This window comes from Candidatus Neptunochlamydia vexilliferae (genome assembly GCF_015356785.1).
In the GTDB taxonomy this organism is placed as follows: Bacteria; Chlamydiota; Chlamydiia; order Chlamydiales; family Simkaniaceae; genus Neptunichlamydia; species Neptunichlamydia vexilliferae.
This window is the reverse complement of record NZ_JAAEJV010000022.1, coordinates 15055-30363: the sequence shown is the minus strand read 5'-3', so window position 1 is coordinate 30363 and position 15309 is coordinate 15055. Positions and strand designations below refer to the sequence as shown.

The following is a 15309-nucleotide window of genomic DNA, read 5'->3' as shown; positions in this document are numbered from 1 at the left end:
AATGGTCTGCACCACGTCAAGGATCGGAGTTGGCTTGAAGACCACCAGTACAGTAACAGTCGCCAAAAGGGTGGAATTCTTGGTGCACTGAGAAACCTCAGTCTGAATGCAATGAGGGTCATGTTTCCTCCTGAGGCTGATCGAAAGAAGAGAAAATATCAGAAAAGCTTGCCTATGCAGGCAATAGGTTACTTAGTTAATCCTCTCCGTACACTTACCAGGTTGGCAGGGATATGACTTAGACTTTGCAGGTGTCCTGCAATCAAGAAGGACTTAATATGAATCTCAGTTTTGGGTTTATTTTACTCAGCCTCAGGGGATTTTAGTTTTCTTTTCTCCTTTTTGATCTCGGAAAGGGCCATTTAGACCCTTACCTTCGATCAAAAAGAAGAAAATTTAAGCAAAACTCCCTCTGGAACTAAGCAAATTAAACCCAAAACTGAGGTTATGAGGAAAGTTCGAGGCGTCCGATGCAGGAAGCCCAAATCGGGCTTTCGAAGGAGGACAACGATGAAATTTCCCATAGGAAGGGCTTAAGGATTGATCACCTTTTAATAGAGCCCTCTAAAGGGATATATACGGCGGGTCGATCCGCTGCTTTCTTGAGGAGATAGTGGAGGGGAACTAGGGCGCGTGCCTTAAAACTTTTTTTAGGTAGAAATCTTTTTTCGAGCTTTTGTGCCCACCGCCCCTTATTTTTCTTGAGTAAGGTGTCGGCGGTATCCCCAATAAGGTAATATCTCCGTTGTTTAAGCTTTTTGGGGAAGAAAAAGGGAGCTTGAAAGGGTCTAGGGAGAAAACTCTTTAAGAGGTGAGGAGGGCTTTTGTAAACCCGCTTCAGCCCCTGGAGAAAGTCGAGCTGGTCGTAAAAAAATCCCTGCCCAAATTGGTTCATTGAGGTGTAGTAAGCAAGTTTTTGACGGAGGTAAAACTCTGCTGGAGGGAGAATTTCTTTGTTAAAAATCCGATCGTGAAGGATCCAAATGACTGTAAAGCCTAAAGAGGCATAATCTTCATTTCGTTTTCGCACTTCATAAAGATTGATAGGAGAACATTGGACTTCAAAAATAAGCTTCTTGGGAAAGTAGACAAGATCGGCGATCCTCCCAATGGAGGGAAAGGGGTGTTCAAGGACAGATCCGGGGAGCGATCTCATAAGAACTTTTTGAATAATGAGGTGCGGCCTTGACATTAACGCCTTTTAATTACACAATGGATAAATCCATGATAGGAAAATTCTACCTTTATGTACACGGCCGATAAAATATGAGTAAATCTGGCTTTAGCCAGGGGTTTGACCCCCAACATCAACAGAAAATCGAAGAGCTTGTCGCCATTGCTAAAGAGCAAGGGTTCATCACCTATGAAGAGATCAATGAAATCCTTCCGATGACCTTTGACTCTGCAGAGCAGATCGACCAGGTCCTTATCTTTCTCAGCGGAATGGACATTCAGATTCTGAATCAATCTGAAGTCGAACGACAAAAAGAGAGAAAGAAAGAGGCTAAAGAGATGGAGGCCCTCCCCAAGAGGATGGAGGGAAGTAGCGACGATCCCGTCCGGATGTATCTTAAAGAGATGGGCTCTGTTCCCCTCCTTTCTAGAGAGGAAGAGGTAGAAATTTCGAAGCGGATCGAGAAGGCGCAACTTCAAATCGAACGGATTATCATGCGGTTTCGTTACTCGACCCGGGAAGCGATCTCGATTTCTAACTATCTCATCACAGGGAAAGATCGTTTCGATAAGATCATTGCTGAAAAGGAAATCGAGGATAAAAGCACCTTCCTCAAGATGCTTCCCAAGCTAAGAGACCTTTTAGCTAAAGAAGACCGTGTTCTTGAAAACCTTCTGATCCAATCGCTTGAGCCTAAGATGACGAAAGTTGAAAAGGTCAAGTTATCTGAAGGTATTGAAAAATGTAATGTCCGCACACAAGCTTACCTCCGCCGGATGCACTTCCGCCATAATATTACCGATGACTTTGGCGAAGTGATCCTCTCTTCTTATAATCACTTTTTATCTTTAGAGAAAGAAATTCAAGAGCTTATCCCCCGTGCTGAGAAAAATCGGTTTGCAAAAGCAAAGCTAATGGCTGCGGAGCGAAAGCTGGCGAAGCGGGAGCTTGCAGCAGGACGGACCCTCGATAAGTTTAAAAAAGATGTCCGGATGCTTCAACGGTGGATGGATAAAAGCCAAGAGGCTAAACGGGAAATGGTTGAGTCAAACTTGAGACTCGTCATTTCGATTGCTAAGAAGTATACTAATCGGGGCCTCTCTTTCCTTGACCTGATTCAGGAAGGAAATATGGGGCTGATGAAGGCGGTTGAAAAATTCGAATACCGCCGAGGCTATAAATTTTCTACCTATGCCACTTGGTGGATCCGGCAGGCGGTCACCCGGGCTATTGCCGACCAGGCGCGCACAATCCGGATCCCTGTCCATATGATTGAGACGATCAATAAGGTCCTGCGCGGGGCGAAGAAGCTGATGATGGAGACTGGGAGAGAACCCACTCCAGAGGAGCTTGCTGCAGAACTGGGCCTTACCCCTGAGCGGATCCGTGAGATCTATAAGATTGCCCAACACCCTATTTCCCTACAGGCAGAGGTGGGAGACAGTGGAGAAAGTCAATTTGGAGACTTTTTAGAGGATACGACGATAGAATCCCCTGATGAAGCAACAGGGTACTCTATATTAAAGGATAAGATGAATGAGGTTCTCTCTACCCTTACCGATCGGGAGCGGACTGTCCTTATAGAACGGTTTGGCCTTCTAGATGGAAAGCCCAAGACCTTAGAGGAGGTCGGGGTTCGCTTTAAGGTAACAAGGGAACGTGTCCGCCAAATCGAAGCTAAAGCGCTTCGAAAAATGCGTCATCCTACCCGTTCAAAGCAACTTCAGGCTTTTTTAGACATTATTGAGGTCGAATAATTTTCATTTTCAAGTCACTTAATTTGTCGTGCTTGCAAATTAATTAAATCATTTTTTAAAAAAATCTGTACAATTAAATCCCTGATTCCTTACATCTGGGGCAAGAGGAAGACTAACCATTTATGGCAGCTTCCGGTAACGACTTGGCGACAAAAAAGAAACAAGACAGACCTAAAAAATAAAAAAAATAAAAAATTGTTTCATTTATTTAGGCGTTATCATTATAGAAAAAATTGAGGCAAGAAAAGCTAAAAATGAGTAAGCGTTCAGGGAGTGCATTCCCTGCGAAGGCAAAAAATAGTGGATTAGATTTTAAGCCATTCGACGACCCCATGGCCGCAGGCGCTATAGGGGAGGAGGATGTCTTAAAAGGTAATATACTAGATTTGGCTTCGCCGGGGATTAAACTCCGTGAACGCTAACAAAACCCCCATGAGGTAAAATAAGATGAAAGTGAGCATTTTGAGAAAGATCTCAATCGCCATTGCTACCTTGTTGGCATCGTCTACTGTCTTTGCAGGCATGGACATGGATTCTCGGGTAACGCAACTTGAAAACCAAATGCAGCAAGTGCGTACCGAGACTGCCATCGGAACATATGGTGCACAAACAGCTACTACTCGACCAGAAGTCGACGGTTATGGCTGGAATTTTACTGTTAATGCGCTCTACTGGCACGCCAAAGTTGGCGGCACAGAGTTCGCTTACACAGATCAAGACCCTTTAGGAAACCTTCCTATTAGCGGAAGAGCTAAAGATATCGATTTTAGTTGGGATTGGGGGCTAAGATTTGGCCTCGGATACAATCTTGATTATGATGGCTGGGATGTTCGAGCTATGTATACTTGGTTCGATTCTAATGACCATTCTTCAACAGGTGCTGGACAAAACAGTTCAGTTGTCCCACTTAAAGGATCTTCTAAGATTGTTGATGATGTAAATAGATTTCAGTTCTGTAATAGCGCAAAGTCTCAGTTTGACTTTGACTATCAAACCATTATCTTAGAACTTGGTCGCGCTTACTTTGTAAGTAGCCAGATTTCTTTCCGCCCTCATTGGGGTTTAAAGACTGCTTGGATTGATCAAAAGCAGAAAACTACCTATAGTGGTGGAGAGGCTGAAGGCGAAACACTTGGCCTTGGAGTCAATAATGTGAAAGTTAAAGAAGAGAGTGACTTTTGGGGTTTAGGACCACGTGCTGGTGTGAACTCTAAATGGCACCTTGGTAAGAGCTTTAGCATCTTTGGTAACATCGCTGCTGCAGTCCTTTATGGTAAATTTGATGTAGACCATAGAGAAAGGTTCAGTGCGGTAGAAGATCGTCGCATTAAACTAAGCGCGAATCGACATGCATTTTCACCAAACCTACAAATGCAGCTTGGCCTTCGTTACGATGGCTACTTCAAGAACAATAAGCACCATTTAGGGATTGGTCTTGGATATGAAGCTCAGTACTGGTGGAGACAAAACCAGATACTTAAAATCAATGATGATAGAAACGTTATCAAGTATGATAGATACTCTGAAGACGTGAATATCTACGGTTTAACTTTAGACGTCACCTGGGACTTCTAAGTTAATAAACCGAAGACAAGTATCCTACAAAAGGCGAGGTTCTACAAGAGCCTCGCCTTTTTCTTATGAAATAGTTCTGGAAATAACGACAAATAATTATTTTAATATTCAACGATCTTAAATAAATTAACTTTTGTTAATCATTTTGTTGCGTTTTTGTGCAAAACCATTAAAATCTCAAAAAATCTATAAAAAAATTTGAACTAAACAAAACAATAGAATAAGGTTGTCCCAGATGAAAGACCCAAACACCTGTTAGATATGTTGCTCGAAGAATTTATCAAAAGCTCGGGACTTAAAAAGAAGTCTTTTGCTCAGTCTGTAGGAATTAGCACGACAAATTTATGGAAGATTTTGAAGGGGATTACTAGACCCTCTCTTAAGACCGCACAAAAGATCGAGGAGTTTACTGAAGGGAAAGTCTCTATGCAGGAACTTCTCTTTGGGAAAACTTCCCAAAAGTCAGAAGAAAAACCTTCCATTGAAAGAAGAATTTTTTCTCTAGAAAAGCGTGTAGCAAAGCTAGAGAAGCTCGAAAGTGAAAACTCCTAATTCCCTATAAAACAATTTCTTAAATCTTTTAAGAGATGGGGGTAAGATTTTTCTGGATTTCATGAAACGTCCCCGCTAATGTGAGGGAAGAGGAGCCCCTAGGCTCCTACCCCGGGTATTTCATGAAGCGACTTAGAACATTATTTTTTATTTCCATATTTGCTCAGGCCACTTTTTTGAGTGGTGCTCAGGCCGATGCTACGCGCATTGAAGCTCTTGAAAAAGAGGTGGATACCCTTAAAGAAGAAGTGCGAAGCATGATGGTCCAGCAGGCCCGCCCTAGTGCAAATCCAGGGATCATGCGAGATGAGTGGTTCGGCTCTTTTGAACCCCTTTACTGGTACCAAAGAACAAATGGCACAGCCTTTGCCTACAGCAATAATACTCTTGTGACTACCCTCCCTTTAAAGGGGCGAACAAGGGATATCAATTTTGGATGGGCATGGGGATTTCGGGCAGGGCTTGGAAAAAACATTAGTTTTGATAGCTGGGATATTACCTCTTACTTCACCTACTTCCGGAAACACTCTTCAAAGGGGACTTCATCAGGGCAGGCAAGTACATTGATCCCTTTAAGGGGTTCAGTGATTACCCAAGGAGGAATCGATCGCGCAAAATCCTCTTATGATCTTGGTTTCTACACTCTAGACTTGGAGCTTGGAAAACATTACTTTGTGAGTGAACAACTTTCCTTTCGCCCTTTTGTTGGACTCAAGAATGTCTGGATCGATCAGAAGCAGATTATTCGGTATACAGGAGGGGTTTTAGGAAGGAATACTGCTCATATAAAGGATGACTGTGATTACTGGGGGATAGGACCGAGAGCAGGGCTAAACTCAAAGTGGCATCTGGGGGATGGGTGGTATCTAGGAGGCCTTTTCTCAGCAGCTTTTCTTTATGGCTTTTTCGATATCGAGCACCGAGAGAAGGTGACTCCAAGCCGTCAGGACCGTGTAAAGCTAGAAGATAATAAGCACCGCTTTATTCCAATGGTGCAGTGGCGCTTTGGTCTAGGTTATGGCTCTTACTTCAATCAAAAAGAAAACTACATCGATGTAGGAATCGCCTACGAGGGGATGTATTGGTGGCGACAGAATCAAATGATTAAGGTATATGAGTACACAGCCCTTCGGTATGACAACTTCTCAGAAGACCTTTCCATGCAGGGGATCACCTTTTCTGCTAGGTTATACTTCTAAGGGCCCGTCAAGAAATAAATGTTACAAGTTGACTGGCTGCGACTTTGCCAAATTAAGCTTCTTCGTCGCCCTTCCCTATTGGGAATGATGCTCCTCATTCAGCTTAATTTTGCTGCGTCTCGCTGAGTCAAACTGTAGCATTTATTTCTTGACGGGCCCTAAGGGTTTAACAATCAGACGGGTTTCCATTGAATGCCGTTTGTTCCCAGTCATAGTTTCGAATGAGGCTTTCTACCTCAGATAGGTTTTTTGTCCGATTTAAAGACTCTCGGAGCTTTTTGGTCCCTGTCCCTTGTCTTAAGTACCAACATCCAACACGTCTCATGTCGAGAAGGGCTTTTCGGTCGGTCTGGTAAGATGTGATGTAGTGCATATGATCGAGGAGGTGGTCGCGGATACTGGGAATGATGGGAGAAGATCCATTGTCAAGCCGCTTTACATCTTCAGCAATCCACGGTTTTCCAAACGTTCCTCGGGAAACAAGGATCGCATCACATCCAGCATGCTCAAAAAGGGCAAGCCCCGCTTCAGCATCAAAGACATCTCCATTCCCAACAACAAGAATGGATGTCGCAGCCGCTTTACACGCTTTAATGTGGTCCCAGTTCGCTTTTCCCGTATACTTTTGGGCTCTTGTGCGGCCATGGATAGAGATCGCCTTAGCGCCTGCTGTTTCGGCGATTCGTGTGATTTCAGCACCATTGATCGAGCTATCATCCCACCCCGCACGAATTTTTAGAGTGACGGGAATATTAACCGCAGCAACCATGTTAGCAATAACTTCTCCGATGAGCTCGGGGTTTTTGAGCATCCCACTTCCACTTCCATCTTTAGTAATTTTGTCAACAGGGCACCCACAATTGAGATCAACAACATCAAAGCCCAGCTCTTCGATAATGCGGGCTGTAGGGGCGGCTAGCTCGGGTTTACTGCCACACAGCTGCGCTCCAATAGGACGCATCGAAGGGTCATAGTCAAGAAGGTGATAGGTCGAGGGCTCATGACGGATCAAGGCATCCATCTTCACCATTTCACAAAACATCAGGCCTGGGCGATAGCGCGCCGCCATCTTCCGAAAGGGGTAGTCGGAACATCCCGCAAGAGGGGAATAGAAAACGTTTGAAGGGAGGGTGAGGGTTCCCAGCTGAATTGGCTTTACATATTTTTTCATATCAGAAGTAAGAGATAGGTAATGCCCCGCTCAAGGAGTTGGAGGACAAAGAATCCTAAAAGGGGACTAAGGTCTAAAACTCCACCAATAGGGGGGATAAAGCGGCGGAAGATATTGAGATAGGGGTCGGTATAGTGGGCGACGAAGCGAAAAAATGAAGACTGCTGAAAACGGGGAAACCACGAACCGAAAATCCGGATGATGAGCATCAGGGAGTAGACGGTGAATAAAAGACGAACTGCATAAAGTAGATAAGACATGTCCTTAATGGTACCCTAAGAAGGAAAAAATTTCCATCCTTTTATTTAACTATAGTTTTTGGTACGCTTACGGGCTATAGGAGACGCAATGGAAGTTATTGGAGTCCAAAAAGAAGATTCTTTTTACCGGGTAGCCTGCCTGTCCCTTGTCAATAAAGAACTTTCTATTAAATTTTTGGAAAAAGAGGAGGCAACCCCTTCTTTTGAAAAAGATGCTTACGTTGTGACAGGGATCGATGGGCAGGATCTCCTTATTCGTCACCTAAAAACCCCCCTTAAAAAAGAAGGGGCTCTTGATAAGACCCTCCCCTTTCAACTAGAATCCCTGATTCCCTACTCCTTAGAAGAGGTCGTTGTAAAGCCGCTTTACATCGTCGGTAAGGAGGGGACGGAGGCAACCTTTTTTACTGTTTCCAAGGGAAATCTTGGCAAACATATCACCTCTTTTCAAGAAACGGGACTTGATCCCGAGGGGGTCTCTGCAACTCCTGTGGCTCTTCGTCGCTTTGCACAGTTTTTCTGTCCCACCCTTTTCTCCATTACCGTTTTTTATGTAGGAGAAAAGAGTATCCAAATCGTTTCTATTGAGGAAGGGAAAATCGGGAGCCATCTCACAATTCATATCGGATCAAGTGATTTTAATGATTCCCAGGTTGTAAGTAAGCTCAAGCGGGAAGTGGATCGCGCTTTTTGTTTCTTAAGTCACAAAGAGGGGGAAAAAGAGGAGAGGAGGATCCTTTTTTGTGGGGAGATGGCGCGGAAAATGGAGTCGATTCTTCAAGATTATGAGGGATGCACTTTAACGCCAGTCGATATCGAAGGGCAACAGGGATTTGATCCTCAAACGCTCCTCCCGTTTGCGATTCCTATAGGACTTGCTTTAGACGCCTTGAAAAATGATCGGGAAAGTATCCAATTTCGGCAAGAGGAGTTTGTTTCTACCCACTCCTTTGGGATGATCAAGAAACGTCTCATCCGGGGAGGAGCGATTGCCTTGGCTTTACTTGTCGCGTTGGCCCTTTCTTCCCACCTCCATCTTAAAAGAGAAGAAAAGAAACTTTTAGGTCGAACGCAGAAAATTGCCAGTCGTTATGAAGGGGAAATTCCAGCTCTCAAAGAGATCGACTATCAAAAAGGGATAGATGAAGTCCTTGCCCATTTGAATCAAAGTCTTCGGGTGCCAAAAGGAGAGGATAGTTATTTTGCCTCCCCTCCACTTGTGAGCGACCTTTTAGCCTTTTTATCTGACCATCCCAATCTCAAAGAAATAGAAATTCTTCGGGTGGAATATACCTTAAAAAATTACCCTTCTCTTGGAAACCCTAAGGAGACCTATCGTCCGAAAGCGCACCTCTTTTTTACCTCTTCGGAGGGAAAAAAAGCGCGCGAGTTTCATGACGCGATTGTCGATGATGGGGGTTTTATTGATGAGAATGAAGATATTGAGTGGAACCGAAATGAAGATGAATATGAAATTGCCTTTTTCCTCAGTGCTTAGACCCAAACTCATGATCCAAAAAATGGGTTTTGTTGGAGGGTTTTACCTTTTACTTTTGCTCCCCATTGTCGTGACTATTTTCCACGTTTCTCATCGGGCTGGAGAAATCGCCTTGATGAAGGATCAAGTGGACTACTTGCAAATGCGGATGGAGCGGGTAAAAGAAATGGAGAAAGGACGTCATGCATTTGTAAAAAATTACGGAAATGCCGATCCTTCCTTTATGGATCGTTTTATTGAACCTCTCACTTTTTTAAATCCAGAGGTGGAAGCGCTTAAACTTGTCTGCAACCATCCTGCATTTCACTCTTGCAAAAATGTGAGGGAAAGGCTTGTAAAGCTAACAGAAGGGGAAAATCGACTATCCTTTTTTGAGACGGGGAAAAAGGTCGAAAATGGTGTTGAAGAGGCTTTTCTGGTTCAAACAACCCCTGTTGAAATGAACGTAGAGGATTTAAAAAAGACTCTCTCAATGATCGAAGGGCCTGATGGTCCTCAGTTGATCGTCCGTCACTTCAAACTCAATAAAAAAAAGCTTGCTGAAAGAGAAACGTATTTATTAAAGATGGAATTAATAAAAAGAGGTATTGCAAAGTGAAAAAAATAATTTTGGGACTTTTGTTCATGACACTTGTTGGGTGCGCAACGCGTGAAACCCATCAGGAAAAGCTGTCGAGTATTCAAATTGTCGATCGTAATGGTTTTAAAGAGACGATTAGCTCTCCTGAGCGGTTAGACCTTTATGAGCGAGCCGACTTCCTTTCTCCACAGCCCTATGAGAAAGTTCTCCGGATGTATGGGCGGAATATCCATGGGAAGACCTTTTCAAAGTTGACCACCTATCATGACAATGGGGAGATTTGGCAATACCTAGAGACGGTAAATGGGCGGGCTGCCGGTATTTATCGAGAGTGGCATGACAACGGGGTTTTACGCCTTGATGTTGTTGTGATTGAAGGGATCGGCGACCTCACCGAAGACGCTCAGCGCAATTGGATATTTGATGGAGTGAGCAAAGTATGGGATCGACAAGGAAACCGGGTTGCTGAAATCTACTATGATAAAGGGAAATTGCAGGGAAATGCCTATTTCTATCACCCAAATGGAAAGGTGAGTAAAGTGGTTCCCCATGAAAACGATCGGATTGATGGGGAGATCATCTATTATGATGAAAAAGAGAAAATGATTGGGAAAACTCCCTATTTCAAAGGGAAAAAAGAGGGGATTACCTTCTTTCGAGGAGATCGAGTCCAGCCCGCTTATTCGGAACAGTATCAAAGTGGTTTGCTTGTCCAAGCTACCTACCATGATTTCTCTGGAAAGATTACCCATAGGATCGAAAAGGGGGCGGGGAAAAAGCCGACCTATGTCGATGGAGTCCTTCTTTCGGTCGAGGAATATCGCAATGGCATTCCTGAAGGGGAGGTGCAGGTCTTTAATGAGCAAGGACACCTCCAAACCCTTTTCCATGTAAAGGAAGGGATGAAACATGGAGAAGAGTGGGTTTATTATGAATATTTTGGGGATAAGAAGCCTCAGCCTAAGCTCTATATCGAATGGTATGAAGATACGATTCAAGGCCTTTGCCGCACCTGGTATAGCAATGGAATCCTCGAGAGCGAGCGGGAGATGATGGATAATATGAAACATGGGATCTCTTCTGCTTGGTATAAGGATGGATCACTCATGCTCATTGAAGAGTATGAGCATGACCGGTTGTGCAAGGGAACCTACTTGAAGCGGGGAGAGCGGGTCCCCGTCTCTTCGATAGAAAATGGAGAAGGAACAGCCACCCTATATGATCCCGATGGGGTCTTTATGAAAAGGGCTGTTTACGTTAAGGGTCATCCGGTTGATGAGCTGTAAAGCGAACATGCGAGGGGCTTTGATCGAAAAGAGAAAAGCCCTTTCAAAGAAGCGACGGGAAGAAGCGGCTTTTCTTGCGACAAGAAAGCTGCTAGAGGAGCTTGTGGGATTTTCCCATGTCCTTTCTTTTGCAAGTAAACCTGAAGAGATCAACCTGTGGCCTTTAAATGAGGTCCTTGCTAAGGAGGGGCGTCTTCTCCTTCCCCGACTCATCTCCGAAGATACTTTTTATCCCTACGCTGTCAAAGATCTTGATAAAGGACTTGTTCCCCACCATAAGTGGAAGGTTTTTGAGCCCAACCCAGAGCTTTGCACCCCGTTTCCTCTCGATCAAATCAGTGCTGTTCTGGTTCCAGGGGTAGGCTTTGATAAGAAAAAGGGGCGGATTGGCTTTGGAAAGGGATACTACGACCGTTTTCTAGCCCGCCTTTCATGCCCTTTTTTTGGGGTAGGTTTTAAAGAGCAACTTTTAAGCTCTCCGATTCCCCATGAACCACACGATGTTTCTCTCACAGAGATTTTTCTTTTTTAATCAGTTGGTAAAGCAGGGTACTTCCCACCTTCCTTTCTTTTTGTAAAGTGAGCGACTTTAGGGGTGGAAGCGAAAGGGGATGGGCACCACTTTCCTCGAGGAAAAGAAGGCCATCGGGGGCGAGGAGATCGAGGGTATCGATCAGAAGGAGGGTTTTTTCTTGGAGCCCCTTCTCGTAGGGGGGATCGACATAGATCAGATCAAAGGTTTTCCCTTTCAGTTTCTTGAGGAGGGTGAGGACATCGCCGATAAGAAGAGTTGACGGGGAAGAAAGGTTGAGGTTTTGGAGGTTTTTCCGTAAGGCATTCGCGGCGAGACGCTCTTTTTCGATAAAGGTGGCACTTGCAGCCCCACGACTTAAGGCTTCGATCCCGACGGCTCCAGAGCCGGCAAAAAGATCGAGGAAATGGGCACCTTCTACATAATGTTGGCAGATGTTAAAGAGCGATTGGCGGAGCTTATCGGAGGTAGGACGGGTCTTTGTCCCTTTTGGGGCGATAAGGGGATGGTTTTTTAAGGTGCCGCCGGTAATTCTCATCGGGTCACTGTCGGAATGGCAAAGGGATCAAGAATCCGCTCCGCTTCACTGAGGAAAAAGGGGTTGTCTTTCTTAAGAAAGTAGTCGTAGCAGATGTAGGCTTGTTGAAGGGCAAACCCTTTTTGAATCGAGTAAGAGGCTTTTTCAGCGCCCCTGAAGGTGATATGTTGCTTGACATTGATCCATTGCTCGCCAGACCGTCCTTGAAGGATTAGGTCAAAGTCTTTGAGCTCATCGATCGTTCCGTAGACAATGTAGGGATGGTCAGAATAGAGGGAAGGGAGAGTATTTGCATTGGGATAAAACTCGATTCCTTCATCTTGTTTGCGACTTGTGGTGTGAATATGAACATCTTTTGCAACGAAGTGTTCGATATGTCTGACAAGTCTTGCGAGTTGGCGGGAGAATGCAGCATGGGTTTTAGAGTACATCAGCTCCCCATTATTAAAGGTGCTGACGAGGTCGAGCATCGAAAGGTTGTTGTTCTGGCTTGCTGTTGCTGTGAAGACGGAGAAACGCCCTTTACTGGCCTCAGAAAGCTCTTGGAAGTCCTCTTTGTGGTGCTTTAGGGTGCTAAACGAGTGGCCATCTGTTAAAAGGACGACAATGTTTTCCCTTTCGGGGTCAAAGTAGTTTGTCACCTTGGCTAAGAGATCGAAGGCATCGTAATTAATAAAGTAACCGCGGTAGGTTCTTTCATGTAAGAACCGTTTTGCTTTTGCGATGCTGTTTTTGCTGTATCTCATCGGACTTTTGCTAAAGGGGACGAGCTTGGAGTCGGCAACGATGATGTTAAAAGAATCTCCTTCGCGCAGGTAAGGAAGGGCGCGAGCAACCCCCTCTTTGAAGGTTCCAAAACGGTGTTTTTTAATGCTGCTTGACCCATCGACAACAAAGATCACATGTTGATTGGGCGAACCAAAGGAGAGCTCTTTATTCGGGCGCATTTTCACTGCAAAGTGGTACCCTTTCCCATCTTCACGTTTTGCGTAATGGACTTCGGTTTCAAATTCGTTGTCATAGGTCGCGGTTTCTAGATAGGAAGGAGGGGGAATTTCAGTCAAAAAGGCATTTGTAAAGCGGCTTGACTTATTGATTGCATGGACTTCTGAATCGGTGGGGACCGATTTGACTTTTGGGCTTGCTAACGCAATAGATCCAGCAGAGGCAGCGCTTTCTTGTTCGTAATGCTCGAGAATCTCTTTTGATTGGGAGCGGACCATTGCTGTTTCAGGCTCAGGAATTTGATCGGAGCCGAGGTCAATCTCAGGGTTAATGGTCGAAGGAAGGGGATTTTTTGCAAGAAGAGCAAAGGTATTTGAAAAGGAGGGGACGCGTGCTGCCAGATCTAGGAGAGCTTCGGAGGAAAAAAAACCTTCAAGGGGGAGTTTTTTGGGTGTCATGGTCTGTTTGCTTGGCATCACCCCTTTTTCTCGAATATAGGGGAGTGCAAGATCTTTAGCTCCCTCTCCATCGCCCCTATCTCCTGGATAGGGGACTGCTTCGAGGGAGTTAAATCTGAGGCGCTGGCTTTGGCAAATCCCCCATTCTTGAGATTGTTTGGACCTGGTGCTCATTCCATAAGAGCTTATGGGTTCTTTTAGATATTCGAGAGGTGCTGTATGAATTTCAAGAGAGGCAATTTCAAAGGCAAAAGAGGGGGTTTCTGGAGGGTAGTGCGCAGGGCGAGAGGGATTATAGGATTTTTTCCCCGTTAACTTTAGGTATTCTCCTTCTCTAACAGGGACATCGACACGCCAAACGAGTTTTTTTGCATTGGGAAGGGTAATATTTCGGAAAACGAGTGTGAGTACTGAGTCAAGGTTGGGAATATCTTCACCCACTTTGGTAAGTCCTTTTGATTCCTCTAGCGGGATAATTGCTAGAGGAACCACAGGGAGAGAAGAAGATGTAAAAGGATTTTCTACTACCTTATCAACAGAGCCCTTGTAGGTAAACGGATTTGAAGCAAGATGGAAAGGAAAGGTCCCTTTTGTATTTAGGTGACCCGCAAGGGATTTTGAAAGGTTAAGGGCGATATGAGAACTCCCTGTCAATCCAGTAAGCTTGCCCCGTTCTTCTGAAGGAGCAAAATGAGCCCAGAGCAACTTTTTGGTATTAGGCATGTGGATGGTACGCGGGACTAAAGCAAGGACCGAGCTGATTTTGGGAAACTCTTCTTCAGTTCTTTTTAAGCGCTCTAGACGCTTAGAAGGAGGAATCTTAAGGGCAACTGTAGGGAAACGGAGCCCTTTTAAAGAGCAGTTGTTCCACACGTCAGGAGGGGGTTTTTGGTAGATAAACCTTTGGTCATCGATTGGGTTTACATGGGCAGCATATTCAGTTTCTAAACCAGGTGGGAAGGTGTCTGGAAAAGTAAGTGTGATAGACGATTGGTCTTCAGATCGAATAGAGTCGGGATACTCTTTTGAAGGAGCTGCAAATTTCCAAAGGAGCTTTTTTGTATTGGGTAGCTGAACGGTTCGTGGAATTAAGGCAAAAAAAGCTTCCATATGGGGATTTTTAATCTGTCCAGGAAGGGGTTTTTTACCGATAGAGGGGAGGAGAAGTGTATCGAGTCCAATTTCCCTCCATGGTTCAAGCTCTTCTTTTATATAGCGCAATCGCTCCCTTTCAAGCTCTATGCCACTACCGGTATGTTGAATCGTGAGGTAGAGAGGGAGACTTTCTGAAAAATTAAGGGTAAGAGAGGGGTAAACGTCTGTAAGGGAATGGCTTTCATCTTCTCCAATGGGAATCGGGTGGGCCCAGAGAATCTCTTTGGTATTTGGGAAGGAGCACCCTCGACATACTAAGGCAAAAAAGGGCTCCATATCGGGAAAAAGCTCTAAAGGGGAAGGATGAGCAGCGATATTTTTTCCAACCTCAGGGAGTAAAAACTCTTTAAATGCGAAATCGCCCCACTCTTTATGCCCCTGCTTAAAGAAAACATCTGGGTGGAAGAAAGGGACAGTCCTCTTTTTTTCTTTGGTCAATTCGAGTACTGGAATCTTTTCACTCTTTGGCGACAAATGGATAGCTAAGCTTTTTGTTAAAAAGGGAGGAGAGCATTCTTTTTGGGGTGGGAGGCTTCGATTTGTTTGAGGAGCCAATTGTTTTTGCTTACGTAGCTCTGGATTTGGGCTAAACGTTTTAAAGGTAAGAGAAGATCCACTGAATGAGCGTT

The 15309-nt window shown here is 44.6% G+C and carries 14 protein-coding genes; 9 read left to right on the top strand and 5 right to left on the bottom strand.

Going from position 1 to position 15309, the window contains the following annotated elements:
- Nucleotides 1–237 (top strand): hypothetical protein (locus tag NEPTK9_RS09675; RefSeq protein WP_228547033.1); only part of this gene is annotated, 237 nt, incomplete at its 5' end.
- Nucleotides 238–544: 307 nt separating this feature from the next.
- On the opposite strand, the gene NEPTK9_RS05120 is transcribed toward NEPTK9_RS09675, so the two are convergent.
- Entirely contained in the window at nucleotides 545–1156 is a 612-nt protein-coding gene (locus NEPTK9_RS05120) for a competence protein CoiA family protein (RefSeq protein WP_194847758.1), read from the bottom strand.
- A gap of 110 nt (nucleotides 1157–1266) precedes the next feature.
- On the opposite strand from NEPTK9_RS05120, the gene NEPTK9_RS05115 reads away from it, so the two are divergent.
- The 4 genes from NEPTK9_RS05115 (at nucleotide 1267) to NEPTK9_RS05100 (ending at nucleotide 6257) form a co-directional block, all read left to right on the top strand.
- Nucleotides 1267–2931, top strand: a complete 1665-nt coding sequence (locus NEPTK9_RS05115) for an RNA polymerase sigma factor (RefSeq protein ID WP_194847757.1) — start codon at nucleotides 1267–1269, stop codon at nucleotides 2929–2931.
- A 447-nt stretch (nucleotides 2932–3378) separates the two neighbouring features.
- Nucleotides 3379–4506, top strand: coding sequence for an Lpg1974 family pore-forming outer membrane protein (locus NEPTK9_RS05110; RefSeq protein ID WP_194847756.1), 1128 nt, complete (start codon nucleotides 3379–3381; stop codon nucleotides 4504–4506).
- A gap of 261 nt (nucleotides 4507–4767) precedes the next feature.
- Nucleotides 4768–5058, top strand: a complete 291-nt coding sequence (locus NEPTK9_RS05105; protein ID WP_194847755.1) for a helix-turn-helix domain-containing protein — start codon at nucleotides 4768–4770, stop codon at nucleotides 5056–5058.
- A 176-nt stretch (nucleotides 5059–5234) separates the two neighbouring features.
- Nucleotides 5235–6257: an Lpg1974 family pore-forming outer membrane protein gene (locus NEPTK9_RS05100; protein WP_194847754.1), complete on the top strand. Its 1023-nt coding sequence runs from the start codon at nucleotides 5235–5237 to the stop codon at nucleotides 6255–6257.
- Between the two features lie 166 nt (nucleotides 6258–6423).
- Here the strand turns inward: NEPTK9_RS05100 and dusB are convergent, their stop codons facing one another.
- Nucleotides 6424–7428, bottom strand: a complete 1005-nt coding sequence (gene dusB / locus NEPTK9_RS05095) for a tRNA dihydrouridine synthase DusB (RefSeq protein ID WP_194847753.1) — start codon at nucleotides 7426–7428, stop codon at nucleotides 6424–6426.
- Nucleotides 7425–7688, bottom strand: a complete 264-nt coding sequence (locus NEPTK9_RS05090) for a YggT family protein (protein ID WP_194847752.1) — start codon at nucleotides 7686–7688, stop codon at nucleotides 7425–7427. The genes dusB and NEPTK9_RS05090 overlap by 4 nt, the downstream gene beginning before the upstream one ends.
- A gap of 88 nt (nucleotides 7689–7776) precedes the next feature.
- Between NEPTK9_RS05090 and NEPTK9_RS05085 the strand changes: the two genes are divergently transcribed.
- Genes NEPTK9_RS05085 through NEPTK9_RS05070 form a run of 4 tightly spaced genes read left to right on the top strand, consistent with a single transcriptional unit; the run spans nucleotide 7777 to nucleotide 11584 of the window.
- Nucleotides 7777–9186 (top strand): hypothetical protein, encoded by a 1410-nt coding sequence (locus NEPTK9_RS05085; RefSeq protein ID WP_194847751.1) that lies wholly within the window; start codon nucleotides 7777–7779, stop codon nucleotides 9184–9186.
- Nucleotides 9152–9784 carry a hypothetical protein gene (locus NEPTK9_RS05080; RefSeq protein ID WP_228547032.1) on the top strand — a complete coding sequence of 211 codons (633 nt, stop codon included), beginning with the start codon at nucleotides 9152–9154 and terminating at the stop codon, nucleotides 9782–9784. Before NEPTK9_RS05085 ends, NEPTK9_RS05080 begins: the two co-directional genes overlap by 35 nt.
- Nucleotides 9781–11052 (top strand): toxin-antitoxin system YwqK family antitoxin, encoded by a 1272-nt coding sequence (locus NEPTK9_RS05075; RefSeq protein ID WP_194847749.1) that lies wholly within the window; start codon nucleotides 9781–9783, stop codon nucleotides 11050–11052. The genes NEPTK9_RS05080 and NEPTK9_RS05075 overlap by 4 nt, the downstream gene beginning before the upstream one ends.
- Nucleotides 11042–11584 (top strand): 5-formyltetrahydrofolate cyclo-ligase, encoded by a 543-nt coding sequence (locus tag NEPTK9_RS05070; RefSeq protein WP_194847748.1) that lies wholly within the window; start codon nucleotides 11042–11044, stop codon nucleotides 11582–11584. The genes NEPTK9_RS05075 and NEPTK9_RS05070 overlap by 11 nt, the downstream gene beginning before the upstream one ends.
- Here NEPTK9_RS05070 and rsmD read toward each other — a convergent pair.
- On the bottom strand, nucleotides 11562–12122 hold the full coding sequence (rsmD, locus tag NEPTK9_RS05065; RefSeq protein WP_194847747.1) for a 16S rRNA (guanine(966)-N(2))-methyltransferase RsmD: 561 nt from the start codon (nucleotides 12120–12122) through the stop codon (nucleotides 11562–11564). The two genes, NEPTK9_RS05070 and rsmD, sit on opposite strands and share 23 nt — an antisense overlap.
- On the bottom strand, nucleotides 12119–15235 hold the full coding sequence (locus NEPTK9_RS05060) for a VWA domain-containing protein (RefSeq protein ID WP_194847746.1): 3117 nt from the start codon (nucleotides 15233–15235) through the stop codon (nucleotides 12119–12121). Before NEPTK9_RS05060 ends, rsmD begins: the two co-directional genes overlap by 4 nt.
- Nucleotides 15236–15309 lie beyond the last annotated feature (74 nt).